Here is a 13,916-nt window from a genome sequence, read left to right as displayed (position 1 = left end):
CCACGATCGAGCGACCACGAACCGGGAAGACCGGACTTAACGTCCACTCAGTGCGGCGCGGACAGGAAGCTGGAGATCGCCAGCATGGCCAACCATCCCGACGGGACGTACGGCGCGTGGCTGGCAGGACTCGGGCTCTCGGAGGCGATTGATTCGAGGAAGCCGAGGTGTTCGCGGCGCGGCTGCCGGAGCGGGGGCAGACAACACCGCCGTGCCTGCCCGGCCGCGGACCGGGTGAAGGCCAGGGAGGCACTGCGCGCCACCCTGGGGATGGAGGAGACGCCGGCACCCTTCGTCCAGAGCATCCCCAGAAGCCGTTGATCATGTGGCTTTCGGCGTGGATGGTCGTTGCTCTGGTAGTGAGTAGTCGCGTCCTTGGATCGTGGAACTGCGGTCGCCGATCGAGCCGTTGCTGCCCTGGCCGGCACCGAAGTCGGTGGAAGGCAGACTGCGGGTGCCGGACCGGCACGCTGCGCGGGATCCTTTTCATGCTGCATATCGGCATCCACCTGGTGATCGGCTTCTGTCGTGTCCGGGCCGTCCGGTGCGGACCCAAAGCGTGCCCAGCCCGATCGGCCGCGCACGGGGCCGCAAGCAGCCCGTCGTCACCGGCACCCCGACATCCCGCTGTCGCTGTCGCCGACCGACGGAAATCGCAACGACGTCAAGCAGTCGCTCCCGCTGCTGGACATACTCCGGGGGAAACCGGCGATGCACCGACCTGGCCTTGCAGGTCCGTTGGTTCTCCTATCGCGCGCCGCCCACATCCTTTGCACTCGCTGGTGGCCTTTTGCGTGAGGGGGCGCCGTCGCCGAGGTACCTGAGGGTGACCTCGGCTGCGGCGAGGTCCTGCACCCCGAGGCCGATGAGTTTGCAGACAGTGATCTCGGCGTTGTCCGATCGGCCGGGTGCGGTCCGTGCCAGGACCTCTCCGAGCTCTGCATGCTCCGCGGTGTCCATTCCTGCTCGCGCCAGGTCCCCGTGGATGCCGGCCAGTTCACGGCTGTCGACGACGATCCGATCGGCTTTCAGCAGGCAGCCGCGAGACAGTTCGGCCTTGGAAGGATCGTCGGCACCGACTGCGGTGATGTGCATGCCTGGCGTGAGCCACGCGCTTTCGACCAGCGGTTTGGTGCTGGCGGTTGCGGTGACCAGGACGTCGGCCCCTTGACAGGCCCCTCGGACATCGGTCGCGGCCCTCACGTGCAGTTCAGGGTGGCGGGCCATGACAGCGGCTGTCAGGCGCAGCACATGGTCGGGGTTGCGCCCCCACACGCGTACCTCCCGCAGGGGGAGTTCATGGGCGGCCGCCAGGATCTGCAAATAAGCCTGGACACCGGTGCCCAGGACGGCGAGCACGGCAGAATCCGGTCGGGCCAGGGTACGTGCGGCAAGGGCGCCGGCAGCAGCGGTACGGATGTCGGAGATGTGGTGCTCGTCCTCCAGCAGCATCCGCAGATCACCGGTCTGGGCGTCGAAGACGGCGATGATCCCGGATGCCGGTGTACCGCCGCGCCGGGATCGCTCGAGGAACCATGTCGCCACCTTCACGGTGAACACGGGGCGCCCGGGCAGCCAGGCCGACTTCACGTGAACGTCGCCGTCCCGCCCGGCGGGTGCGAAGACCACCACCGGAGAGTCGCCCATGCCCCGGCTGTAGTCGGCAAGCGCCAGGGCCACCGGTTCCAGGACGTCTTCGTATCCGACTGCGGCCCGGATGGCGGCAGGGCCGGCGTGGGGCAGTGCGGAGGGGCTCATGCGGGCAGCTCCCTCAGATGCCCTTCAGCGACGAACGCCACTTCGCCGCCCACCGTGACGGAGCGGATGTCCTGTCCTTCGCCGTGTGCGCTGATCGTCATCTGGCTGGCGCGGCCGGTGAAGCGCCCCTGGTGCAGGGTGACGCTCTCCCCGTCGCCGATCCGGCTGTGTCGGCGCAGGTAGGCGGCGGCGCAACCGGCGCCGGAACCGGTGGCCACGTCCTCCAGGACGCCGTCGTTGTTCCAGTGACGTCCTTCCATCGTGGTGGCGTCGAGCAGGTAGGCGAACTGTGCGCCCTGCGCGGCGAGGGGAGCTTCGAGGTCCTGGGCGATCCGGGCGCGTTCCAGCGCGTCGCCCCGCACAGGAACCATGAGGTACCGAAGTCCTGTGGAGAGCACTTCCGCAGGAAGGTCCGGATCCAGGTCGTCGGTGTCCAAGGAGAACCAGGCGGCCAGCTCGGCGATGTCGGGGCGGCCGAGGAATGCGGCGGGGCCCTGGTCGAGAACGGCGCTGTAGCGGCCCGCTGCTCGGCGTCGGGTGGTGACGTCGACCGCTCGGGCCTTGAGCTTCAGGGGCCAGGTCTCGGTCTCATCGCCACCGTGCAGCGCGTGCAGGACGCATGCCGCGCCGATGAGGGGGTGGCCGGCGAAGTCGAGTTCCCCGGCAAGGTCGAAGACGCGCGCATGCCGGCTCCGGTCACCGGTGGGGTCCCGGGCCAGGAAGACCGACTCGAAGTGGCGCATCTCCTGGGTGATGCGCGCCATCTGCTCCGCGCTGAGCTGTGCGGAGTCGGGGAACACCGCCAGGCTGTTGCCGCTGTACGGCCGGCTGCTGAAGACGTCAACGTGTAGGTAGCGCATGTTTCGGACAGTACGGTCCGTCGCCAGGTTCAAGGAACCGGCAACTTTCATAGGGCGGATATAACCTGTGCTTATGGGGCCGGATCTTGAGACATCGCTCCTGCGGGCCTTTGTCAGCTGCGTCCGTTCGGGGAGCATCAGCAGGGCTGCGAACGTGCTGGGGCACAGCCAGCCGGCGCTCAGCGGACAGCTGAGGAAACTCGAACGCGCCGTCGGTCAACCGCTGCTGCACCGGTCTGCGACAGGTGTGTCGCTGACCAGAGCCGGGGAGGCTCTGCTGCCGTACGCGGAACGCATCCTTACCCTGTCGGCACAGGCTATGACGGCCACCGGGGAGACCGTGGCCGGGCACTGCGGCGTAGGTCTGATCGAGGACCTCGCCGCCGCTCCGTTCGCACAGGCCTTGGCCGACTTCGGCCGGATGCATCCGCAGGCGACGCTGGAACTGGTCAGCGCGCCCGGCCCGGCAATGAGGAGGGCCTTCACGACCAGCCGCATTCACCTGGCGCTGTGTGACCCGGCGTATCTGCCCGAACCTCCGCGCTGGACCGTGCGGCTGCCCCTCGTCTGGGCCGCCGGGCCTGAGGTGGACCTCAGCCTGGACCCGCTGCCGCTCGTGCTGTTCTCCCAGCCGTGCCGCTGGCGCATGCCGGTACTCGACGCTCTGAAAGACAGCGGACGCGACTGGCGTATCGCCTTTGAGAGCACCGGCCTGGCCGGCGTGCAGAGCGCGGTTCGCGCCGGGCTGGGCGCTGCGGCCCTTTTTCCCGCCCAGGTCGACTCCGGCATGGCGGTGCGCGGTTTGCCCGAACTGCCCGACGTGGAACTCGGAATGGTCCGACGTCCGGGCACCGAGGGCGATGTCCTTGTCGACGCGGTCGAAGAACTCCTGAAGAGCTTGATCTGACGCAACGCACGAGGGCCAGGCACGCGAGGAAGCGGTGCCTGGACGGCTCGCCCTCGGGCGCCGTCACGACTGCGGCCTGCCTCCACCCCGAGGACGAGCTGCCTCCGGGCAGGCAGACGTCGCCTTGGTCAGCGGTGACACCGTGGCCGCCGCGAGTACGTGCAGTTCGGCGAGCGGCTGCCCGGCCGGGCGGTGGGCCCCGCGCCGGCGTACTCACCGGCCTGCACAGCGGTGCGCTGGGGCGATCGGGAGCCGGCCCACCACCGATGGGACGTCTGCGAGGCGGGGGACGCCCGCTGTACCGCCGTCTCCGGCCGGCACCGCTTGGCGCAGCGCTGTGCTCTGTGTGCCTGCGGGTTTCGGCGTGCCGGAGGCCGAGGACGCGCAGTCCGTCGTGGTGATGCAGCAGGCGCTGGACGAGGAGACCGCAGCGGTTCCGCCGGGCATCCGGCCGTACGGGCGGTGCCGGGGGCTATGCCGGCCCGGGCCGCTTCGCGATCTGCGGTCGTCGCCCGCGCCAGCGCAAGGCGTGGCCGCCGTCGCTGATGCGGCAGGGCGCTCCGGCACGCCGACGGTCACCCCTCGTCGAAGCCGGCCGCGGGCAGGTGCGACCCGGGTCATGCGCGAGGTCCGTCCGCTCGCCGACGCCGTCGAGCGCGACGGGCGGGAGCGAGCACGCCGGGGCGGCTCCGCTGTGCATCGCCTGGGCCAGGCGCAGCCACCGCAACGCGGCACGGAGGGGTCCGCCGTCCTGCTGCGCCGCGCCGGCCCTCCCGCTGGGCTGCGTCCATGGCCCGCTGTGCTCCTCCTCGGCAGGACTCCTGGCCCGGTCACTGAGCGCTGCGGCATTTCGAAAGCCAGTGGGTGATGGCCGTGCTGTCTGCAGCGACAGCACGGCCATCCTTTCCAGCGGCGGTCTCGTCCCCACGGGCCGCCGCCTTCCGGGGCGCGCCGCGAGCAGGTGATGCCCGGGCGTGTGCGGCGACGCCGACCGCCCCGCACAGAGCCCCGAATCCTTTCGGATCGTCCCTGGTTCAGACGGGGATCAGTCCGCGGTCCTCGTCCGAACCGCCCGGGCTCTGGGACAGTTCCTTGTCGAGCTGCTCGCCCTCCACATCGACGTTGGGCAGACTCCGCTCCAGCCGGCGCGGCAGCCACCAGGCCCGCCGGCCCAGCAGAGCCAGCACGGCCGGAACGATCGTCATGCGGACCACGAAGGCGTCGAAGAACACCGCGATCGCGAGTCCGAAGCCGATCATCTTGATCATCTGCTCGCTGGAACCGATGAAGCCCGCGAAGACCGCGATCATGATGACCGCCGCCGCGATCACCACGCGGGCGCTGTGACGGAAGCCGGTGACGATGGCGTTCTGGGGCTGCTGGCCGTGGACGAAGGCTTCTCGCATCCGCGTGACCAGGAAGACTTCGTAGTCCATGGCGAGGCCGAAGACCACGCCGATCATGAAGATCGGCATCATCGACATGACCGGGCCGGTCTGCTCGACGCCGAACAGCGAGCCGAGCCAGCCCCACTGGAAGACGGCCACGACGGCGCCGAGCGCGGCGACGACCGAGAGCAGGAAGCCGAGCGCTGCCTTGAGCGGCACGAGCAGTGAGCGGAACACCACCATCAGCAGGAGGAAGGCGAGGCCGACGACCAGCGCGAGATAGGGCAGCAGTGCGTCGCTCATCTTCTGCGAGAAGTCGGTGTTCAGCGCGGTCGCGCCGGTGACGTAGACGTGGTCGCTGGTCTTGTCCCGGATCTCGTGGACCAGGTCCTCGGTGGCCAGTGAGGACGGCCGGTCCTTCGGGATGACCGTGATCATGGCTGTGTCGCCGGCCTTGTTGAGGGTGGGTTCGGTGACGGCGGCCGTGCCGTGGAGACTCCGGATGAGCGTGATCGCCCGGTCGGCCTCGGTTTCGTCGCCGTCGACGACGACCGTCAGCGGTCCGTTGAAGCCGGGGCCGAAGCCGTCGGAGAGCAGGTCGTAGGCCTTGCGCTGGGTGGTGTTGACGGGCTGCGAGCCGTCGTCGGGCAGGCCGACCTCCAGCGAGGCGGCCGGTAGGGCGACTGCGCCGAGGCCGACGACGCCGATGAGCAGGACGGCGACCGGGTGGCGGAGCACCAGACGCGCCCAGCGGGCGCCCATGTTCGGCTTGTGCGCGACGGCCCTGCCCCGGCGGGCCTTGCGGCCGAGGACTCGGTCACCGGCGAAGCCCAGCAGGGCCGGAATCAGGGTGAGAGCGATGAGCACCGCGATGACGACGGTGCCGGCCGCGGCGACACCCATCTTGGTGAGCAGGGGGATGTTGACGACGGCCAGGCCCACCAGGGCGATGACCACGGTCAGGCCGGCGAAGACCACGGCCGAGCCCGCAGTGCCGGCGGCCCGTCCGGCGGCCTCCTCCTTCTCGCGTCCCTCGGTGAGTTCTGAGCGGTAGCGGGAGACGATGAACAGCGCGTAGTCGATGCCGACCGCGAGGCCGATCATCATGGCGAGCGTCGAGGTGGTCGTGCCCAGGTCGAGGGCGGCGGCCAGTCCCGTGATCGTGGAGATGCCGATACCCACGCCGACGAGCGCGGTGAGCAGCGGCAGACCCGCGGCGATCAGCGACCCGAAGGTGACGACCAGGACCACCCCGGCGATCACCACGCCGATGATCTCCCCGGCACCCGTCTCCGGCGTGGCCTGCAGCGCGTCGCCGCCGATCTCGACGGTGAGCCCGTCGTGCCGGGCCTGTGCGCCGGCCTTCTTCAGGGCGTGGAGGGTGCCGTCGGTGAGTTCCACGGAACCGACCCGGTAGGTGACGGACACGTACGCCGTCGAGCTGTCCTTCGACACAGCCTGCGTCGTGTACGGGTCGGTGACGGAGGCGACCTGCCGGGAGCCGGACTTCAGCGCGGCGACCACGCCGGTGACCTCGGCCCTGGAACCGGCGTCCGTCATCTTCGCGCCGTCGGGCGCCTTGAAGACGATGCGGGCGGTGGCACCGTCGGCACTGCCACCGGGGAAACGCTCCTCCAGCAGGTCGAAGGCCCTTTGGGCCTCCGTGCCGGGAACGGAGAAGGACGACGAGGTGGCCGCCGGCGCGGACGCCGCGGCGAAACCGGCGAGCGCCAGGAGGGCCACCCAGATGAGGGCTACCAGCCTGCGGCGACGGAAGGCCAGCCGCCCGAGTCTGTAGAGAATCGAGGCCACGAGGGCTCCCTGTTCATTGAGGGGGACGAGAGGAACAGGGTCGGCCTGCCTCTTTGACCACTCAGGTCAGAGAACTGCGCCGCACCTCAGGTGCGGGTCCTCTCAGGTACTCATCGTCCTTGCGGCTCCAAGCCCCTCACATGAGTAAACGATGCCCATGTCCCCGCGGAGTGCGGCAGGTCCGCCGGCGGACGTGACGGCGGCCCCTGCGGCCCCTGCGGCCGAGGCGGTTGGTGCGGCGAGAGCGGGGCGGTGAACGGGCCTCACGGCCGGCCGAAGAAAGAAGCCCCGGGTGCAGCCGGAGCGCCGGAGCAGTGGGTTCCCCGGCCTCCGCATTTTGTCAACAGGTGTAGGCCAACCGGTGTTGACTTTCCGGCCGGGGGTGGGCATTCTGTCAACAAGTGGTGGCCAACGCTTGTTGGCAATCTGCTCCGCACCCGGCCCGGAGACCGGGGTGCCCCCGGCCGGAAGGACAACCGCCATGAAGTCGCTGCTCCCCTCGAAGCCCGGTGCGGCGTACGAGGCGCAGTGCACCGGCCGGGCAGAAGCCGCCTTGGGCGAGGTGCGCCCGACCGCAGCCGCTCCCGGCCCGCTCACCTCCTTCTCCCGGTTCGTCCTGTGCGGCGGCGGTGTCGGACTCGCTTCCGGGCCGGCCGTGGCACTGCTGGCCACGCTGATGCCCTGGGCGTCGGCGAACGCACTGGTCACCGCAGGTTCCACCATCCTGTGCACAGAACTCCACGCGCGCTTCACCTTCAAGGCCGGGCGGCATGCCGGATGGCGCCGGCACTGGCAGTCCGCCGGGTCGGCCTTGGCCGCCTACACAGTGACGTGCGCGGCGATGTTCGTCCTGCACCTCATACAGCCGTCGGCCGGGACGCTGAGCGAGCAGGCCGTCTATCTCGGTGCTTCAGGGCTCGCCGGAATCGGGCGGTTCCTCGTTCTGCGCCTGATCGTCTTCGCCGGCAGTTCGACCACCGTGCAGGAGAGCAGCCCGGCGGAGGTCCAGGAAGCGAGCGAGGCCGCGTCCTGGTCCATCGCGACTGCGCCGCGGCCGAAGACCCCGCAGCCGGTGAGCGAGCGGGTCATCTTGCGTGGGGCGAGGGCGGCGGCCACGATGCCGACCGGAAGAACCAGCCTCAGGGGGACGGGCGTTCGTCCGGGCGAGTCGCTGTGCGAGGGGTTCACCCGGGTGTCTTGATCGCTTCCGTGGCGGTGACCGACGTACCGGGTCCGGCCCCGGGTCTTCCGTCCTTCGCGCGCGGTGTCCCCGGCGTGAGCGGCAGTCCTGGATCCGGAAGGTGCGACACGCTTTCGCGCAGAGGCCGGGGGCCAACGATGCAGGGGCCAGCCGGTGATGCCCGCTCCGCGGACCTTGTGTCCGGGCGCGGAAGGCACTCGCGCAAGGAGATGACAAAGGCCTTGGCGTGTCGTGGACCGCAAGCCTGTGCCGCAGCCGACCGCACCGGCGAGGCCGGCTGCGGTCGCAACCGGCCGACCGCCCTCCGGCACCGGTCCGCCACCCGCGGCGACAGCGAGGTCGTGCCGCACGTCAACCGGTGACAGCCGCACGGCCGAGGCCATCACGCATGCCGGTGGACGTCTCAGGCCCTTGTCTCCTGGAAGGCCAGTACGTCCTGGCCGGTGTCCCAGAGCAGGATCAGCAGGGCGCGCACCGATGCCTGGTCGATGTTCTCGACGATCAGCACGGTGCCGTCCTCGCCAGGCGTGGACACGTGGTCGAACCTGGTCCGGATCACGTCCAGCAGGGTGCGGGCGATCGGTGCGCGCAGGGTCAGCTCGTAGCGGGTGGGGGCCATGCCGTACAGGAAACCCGTCGCCCGTGGGCGCGCGCACCACCCGCGCGGCAAAGACACCCGGGGTGGGATCAGATCAGGCCGGGTTCGCGTGCCGTTGTCACGGCGTCGCGCCGGGAGGCGACGCTGAGTTCGCGGTGGAGAGGTAGCTCCAGAATCTGGCCCGGGCCGGCGGGACCCGCCTGTAGCGGGCCCGTGCTGATCGCGTCGCCGGCGTTGTGCAGCGCGGTGAGGGGCTCCTTCGCCGGGCGGGAACTGCAGCTGCGCCGCGCAGTTGGTCAGGTCGCGACGGGTTCGTCGTCGCTCTCGTCGAGCGAGAACCACGCGATGCGGGCAGATGTAGGACCGCCTCGTGGATCCGAGAGTCGGTGAGCAGGTGGCAGTCGTCGAGGACCAGCACATAGGCCTGTCCGTGTCACGTCACTCCCGGCCCTGCGAATCGGCACCGCAACTCGGCGCCGATTCTGCCAGCGGGCACCCCGGGTAGATCTTGGGGCGGGGTGGTGCGCGAGCACCCCGTGTGACGCGAGTCTCCTGCCACGAACCGGGGCCGCGCGACAGGGACGCAATGGCTGAAACACCGTCCCGGACGACCCCTTCAGAGAGACAGCCGTGACCCGCGGGGCCGCCCTGGAGCCGGCTGCCTGGGCATCGGCTCGACAGCTCGACAGCCCCCCTCATGGCCGCCGTGAGCGTGAAACGGATGGTCGGTGAAGGCCGGGAAATGCCGCAGTGCCACGCGTTCTACAGCAAAGAAGGCAAAGCAATGCCGTGGAGTGAGATGGAGTGGTTGCGCGCCGCCGCCTGCGTGGGCGAGGACCCTGAGCTGTTCTTCCCCGTGAGCGCGATCGGGCCGGCGCTGCGGGAGGCCGCTGCCGCCAAACGCGTCTGCGCCCGCTGCCCGGTGAGCTCCGAGTGCCTGTCCTACGCCCTCGGCACCGCACAGACCTCGGGTGTGTGGGGCGGAACCGGCGAGGAGGAACGCACGGAGCTGCTCCGAACCGCCGGGTATGACGCTACGAGGGGGAGTCACGGCCGGACCGGACCGGGACGCGCCGGGCCCCTTCCAGCCTCCGGGGCGGGCTGGGCAGCAGACGGATGAAGCCCCAGGCGGATCGAGTGCCGTCGGGGTCCCGCGGCTTGTGAGGCGGCCGCCGGACTCCGTCTCGGTGTGCTCTGCCGGCCGTTGCGCGAGCGGTCCGCCCGCAGCCCGTGCACCTCGGCGCCCACCAGCCATCCCTCGGTCCCAGTGCCGCTGCGGGGCCCCGGTCCTTCGCGTCAACGAGCGTGGGCCAACACGTGTTGACTCTCGCTGGGAATTCGAGCATCCTGTCAACGAGCGTCGGCCAACGCTTGTTGACCTACTTCCCGGATCAGAAACGGAAGGCTCCGCCATGAACGCCACCCCACTTCCCGCCCGCACCGAAGTCGCCGTCGTCGGCGCCGGACCGGCCGGTCTCGCCCTCGCCGTCACACTCGCTTCGGCAGGCATCGACTTCGTTGTCCTGGACAAGCTGGCGGAGGGTGCCAACACGTCGCGCGCCGCCGTGGTGCATGCCCGCACGCTGGAGGTCCTGGACGAGCTGGGAGCCTCCGCGGAGCTGATCGCGCGGGGCGTCAAGGTCACCCGGTTCGCCGTCCGCGACGGCGCGCGCCGACTGCTGACCGTGCCGTTCGACAAGCTGCCCACGCCCCACCCGTACACGCTCATGGTTCCGCAGTACGAGACCGAGAGCGTGCTGCTGGACCGGTTGCGGGCGCTCGGCGGGGACGTGCACCGCCCCTACGAGGTCGCGTCCGTCGTCCAGGACGAGGAGGGCGTGACGCTCACCATGACCACAGGTGAGACGCTGCGCGCCGCGTACGCCGTCGGCGCCGACGGCATGCACAGCACCGTGCGTGAGGGGGCGGGCATCGGTTTCACCGGCAACGCCTATGCCGAGTCCTTCGTGCTCGCCGACGTGGTGATGGACTGGGTCCCGGGACCGGACGAAGTCTCGCTGACCTTCGGCACCTTGGGGCTCGCCGTAGTCGCCCCGCTTCCCGGCGGCCACTACCGGGTCGTCGCCACCGTGGACGACGCGCCCGCCGCACCGGACCTCGCCTTCGTCCAGAAGCTGCTCGACGAGCGCGCCCCCGGCCAGGCCAAGGTCACCGGTATGGCATGGTCGTCACGGTTCCGGGTGCACCACCGGGTCGCCGACCACTACCGCGCTGGCCGTCTGCTGCTGGCCGGCGACGCCGCCCATGTGCACAGCCCCGCCGGCGGGCAGGGGATGAACACCGGCATCCAAGACGGCTACGCCCTGGGCCAGGCGTTCGTCACCGGCCGGCTCGACGGCTATGAGGCGCAACGCCGCCCCGTGGCCCAGCGTGTGGTCGCCTTCACCCACCGCATGACCCGCGTGGCCACCACGCGCAGCTCCGTGGCCCGCGGTGTCCGCAACCTCGCGCTGCCTCTGCTGGGGCACACCCCGATGCCCAGGAAGCTCGCCACCGAGCTTGCCGAGCTCAACTACCGCTAGTGCCGTGACCGGAAAGGTTTGCCGGCTCGCGACGCCCGGCACGGCACCTCGCCGCGTTGTCGCATCACCCGAGTGCATCCGGTACGCGGGCGACGCTCCGCCTTGCGATGCGCCGCACCGGACGCCGCGAGCTTCCCGGCAGACCTTCCCGGTCACGGCACTGGACATCGCCCTCCTCGCCGCCGTGCACGGTGAACGGGCTGCGCCCCCGAAGACCGGGCATCCTGGGATGAGACAGGATCACGCCCCCTTCCATCCCATCCGCAACATCTCACGACTCGCCGGCATCGACGGTCTCTACGGCCCCGCCTGTACCTCATCCACCCACGCGAGGAATCATCCGATAAACGGGCGACTTAGGTGAAGACGACATCTCGGCTCGAAACGGGTATGGGTCATGCCGTCCGGAAACCTGTGGCCCCGGTGCCCGCGCACCACCCGCTCGGGAAGAACACTCCGGGTGGCCTCAGATCAGGCCAAGATCGCGCGCAGCTGCGACGGCGTCGTGGCGGGACGCGACGCCGAGTTTGCGGTAGAGGCTCTTGTTGTACGCCTTGACCGTGTTGATGGACAGGAACAGCGCTGCGCCGATCTCCCGCTGGGTCGCCGGTCCCTGCAGTGCCCGCAGGATCGACAGCTCGCGGTCGGTCAGTTCCTCCGCGAGGGCACCGGAGCGTACGGCGGTGCGGGTGCCGGCTCGGCCCAGCCGCGTTTCGGCCTGCTCGAGGCGCCGAGCCGCGTAGGCGCTCACCGGCTCCTCGTCCGCGACCTCGCGGGCCCGCGCCAGTGCGGCGCGGGCGGCCGGCCGGTCCCCGAGGGCGAGTTCGGCGTCGGCGAGATACAGCAGGCCGAGGAACAGTACGGTCGGCCGGGGGTGCAGTTCGGCGAGGGGGACGGCGCGGCGCAGCAGTACGGCGGCCGTCTCCATGTCGGCTTTCTGGTAGCTGCGTCTGGCCTGGGCGATGCGCAGCGGGGCCAGCCCCGGCGTGCTCGTCTCCCGTCCGTCCCGTTCGACGGCGTCGGCGAGCGGACGGGCCTCGCGCAGGACCCGGTCGCAGTCCTCGCCGCGGCCGGCTTCGGCGAGGCTGATCGTCAGTGTGCCGGCGCCCTGAAGCATGAGCGACGGCGGCCACGCCTTGCGGTGGGTCGGTGACGACCACAGGTCGAGCAGGAGGGTCGCGGCCTCGTCGAAGCGGCCGTCGCGCGCCAGCATGGCCCCCAGTGCCGCCCGAGTAGTCGGATGCCCGGCGGTGCCTGCCTCGGTTTCTTCGTCCAGCGCCTGCTGCACCATGGCGACGGATAGAGCGGCCTGGGCATCCGGCATGCCGAAGCCCGCCCGCACGCAGAGCACGGCGCTGCGGAAGCTGTGCCAGCCGGGTACGGCAGTGTTGTGGGCGTCACCTGCCTCGCAGGCGTCCAGCCAGTGGTTCACACGCTCCTGATCGCCGCAGAGCGCTGCCGTGTAGGCCAGTGAGAACGCCAGCGCCGGGTTCACCGCCCGGCGGGGCAGCTGCTCGCCGAACTGCAGGTAGGTCGCGGCGGCCCCGCGGGGGAAGAACCAGGTCTCCGCGTTGCGCAGCATCAGCTCGGCGGCGTCGTTGTCGCGGTCGGCGCGCAGCAGGTGGCGTACCGCGTCGTCGATCCGGTCCTGGTCGGTGAACCAGGCCGCGGCGTGGCCGAGGACCTCTCGCGGGTCCGTGGTGGCCTCGTGTGCCAGGACCTCACGCAGCAGGTGATGGCACCGGTACCACTGCTGTTCGTCGTCCAGGGCGGCCACGAACAGGTCCGCCCTGACGAGATCGGCCAGTACCTGGGCCGATCCGGTCACCTGTAGTGCGGCGTCGCACAGCGGGCCGGAGAGCCGTTCGAGCGGCGCGGCCCGCACGAGGAGGTCGCGGTGGCGCGGTGCGAGGCCCGGCAGCACCTCGGCCGCGAAGTAGTCCAGCAGGTGCCGGTCGTCGGCGTGGGCTTTCGCCGGGTTCGCGCGCAGTGCGAGGGCGGCCAGCTGCAGGCCTGCCGCCCACCCCTCGGTCCGTTCCCACATGGCTGCTGCCGCCGTCTTGTCGAGGTCGTGCCCCGACACCGCCGACACCAGGGCTGCCGCCTCGTCGGGCGAGAACCGTAGCTGTGCCGCGCGCAGTTCGGTCAGGTCGCCGCGGGCCCGTAGCCGCGCGATCGGCAGCGGCGGGTCGGTTCGCGTGGCGATCACGATCCGCAGCGAGGCGGGCAGGTAGGAGACGAGATACTCGACCGCCTCGTGGATCCGCGGGTCGGTGAGCAGGTGGTAGTCGTCGAGGACCAGCACATGCGCCACTTCGGATGCGGCGAGCTCGTTCAGCAGCCTCGGCAGCGCGAGGTCGACCGGGGAGACGTCGGCCGCGTCCAATGCCTGGAGCGGGCCCGTGCTGATCGCGTCGCCGGCGTTGTGCAGCGCGGTGAGCACGTAGCTCCAGAACCGGACGGGTTCGTCGTCGCTCTCGTCGAGCGAGACCCACGCGATGCGGCGCTTCTCCTCGGGGTCCGCCGCCCAGCCGCTGAGCAGGCTCGTCTTGCCCCAGCCGGCGGGTGCCACCACCGCGGTCAGCCGGGTCTCGGCCAGACGCAACTGACGCTGCAGGCGTTCACGCGGGACCGCGCCGACCCGGGCCGGCGGGATCACCTGCTTCACGGCCAGCAGGGGCCGCGTAGGTATGTCCGACGTCACGACGCTCCCGACCTGCGGCCTGGCACCGCAACCCGACGCCGATTCTGCCAGCTCGGACACCCCGGGTACATCTCGCGGCGGGGTGGTGCGCGAACACCCTGCCCCACGCCAAGCTCCTGCCACAGCCCGGGGCCGCGCGACAGGA

The 13,916-nt window shown here is 70.6% G+C and carries 9 protein-coding genes and 1 pseudogene; 4 read left to right on the top strand and 6 right to left on the bottom strand.

The annotated features are described in order from the left end of the window. Positions 1–47: 47 nt before the first annotated feature. From U5640_RS00145 to U5640_RS00135, 3 genes are all read right to left on the bottom strand, one after another. On the bottom strand, positions 48–305 hold the full coding sequence (locus tag U5640_RS00145; protein WP_340373754.1) for a hypothetical protein: 258 nt from the start codon (positions 303–305) through the stop codon (positions 48–50). A gap of 442 nt (positions 306–747) precedes the next feature. Then, positions 748–1,758, bottom strand: a complete 1,011-nt coding sequence (locus U5640_RS00140) for an ornithine cyclodeaminase family protein (protein WP_340373753.1) — start codon at positions 1,756–1,758, stop codon at positions 748–750. Next, the gene (locus tag U5640_RS00135) at positions 1,755–2,618 is read right to left on the bottom strand and encodes a PhzF family phenazine biosynthesis protein (RefSeq protein WP_340373752.1); all 864 of its coding nucleotides are present in this window, start codon (positions 2,616–2,618) and stop codon (positions 1,755–1,757) included. The genes U5640_RS00140 and U5640_RS00135 overlap by 4 nt, the downstream gene beginning before the upstream one ends. A 73-nt stretch (positions 2,619–2,691) precedes the next feature. Between U5640_RS00135 and U5640_RS00130 the strand changes: the two genes are divergently transcribed. After that, entirely contained in the window at positions 2,692–3,525 is an 834-nt protein-coding gene (locus U5640_RS00130; protein WP_340373751.1) for a LysR family transcriptional regulator, read from the top strand. 1,034 nt (positions 3,526–4,559) lie between these two features. Here the strand turns inward: U5640_RS00130 and U5640_RS00125 are convergent. Next, complete coding sequence (locus tag U5640_RS00125; protein ID WP_340373750.1) at positions 4,560–6,725, bottom strand: MMPL family transporter; 2,166 nt, start codon at positions 6,723–6,725, stop codon at positions 4,560–4,562. 553 nt (positions 6,726–7,278) lie between these two features. Between U5640_RS00125 and U5640_RS00120 the strand changes: the two are divergent. After that, positions 7,279–7,689, top strand: a pseudogene (locus U5640_RS00120) (GtrA family protein); the annotation flags it as partial. A 640-nt stretch (positions 7,690–8,329) separates the two neighbouring features. Here the strand turns inward: U5640_RS00120 and U5640_RS00115 are convergent. After that, positions 8,330–8,545 carry a hypothetical protein gene (locus U5640_RS00115; protein WP_340373749.1) on the bottom strand — a complete coding sequence of 72 codons (216 nt, stop codon included), beginning with the start codon at positions 8,543–8,545 and terminating at the stop codon, positions 8,330–8,332. Positions 8,546–9,323: 778 nt separating this feature from the next. Here U5640_RS00115 and U5640_RS00110 point away from each other — a divergent pair. Beyond that, positions 9,324–9,644 (top strand): WhiB family transcriptional regulator, encoded by a 321-nt coding sequence (locus U5640_RS00110; protein ID WP_340384840.1) that lies wholly within the window; start codon positions 9,324–9,326, stop codon positions 9,642–9,644. Between the two features lie 292 nt (positions 9,645–9,936). Continuing rightward, on the top strand, positions 9,937–11,067 hold the full coding sequence (locus U5640_RS00105) for an FAD-dependent monooxygenase (RefSeq protein WP_340373748.1): 1,131 nt from the start codon (positions 9,937–9,939) through the stop codon (positions 11,065–11,067). Between the two features lie 466 nt (positions 11,068–11,533). On the opposite strand, the gene U5640_RS00100 is transcribed toward U5640_RS00105, so the two are convergent. Continuing rightward, the gene (locus tag U5640_RS00100) at positions 11,534–13,771 is read right to left on the bottom strand and encodes a LuxR C-terminal-related transcriptional regulator (protein ID WP_340373747.1); all 2,238 of its coding nucleotides are present in this window, start codon (positions 13,769–13,771) and stop codon (positions 11,534–11,536) included. Positions 13,772–13,916 lie beyond the last annotated feature (145 nt).

This window comes from Streptomyces sp. SS7 (genome assembly GCF_037993025.1).
Taxonomy (GTDB): Bacteria; Actinomycetota; Actinomycetes; order Streptomycetales; family Streptomycetaceae; genus Streptomyces.
This window is presented reverse-complemented; position numbering and strand designations above follow the sequence as displayed.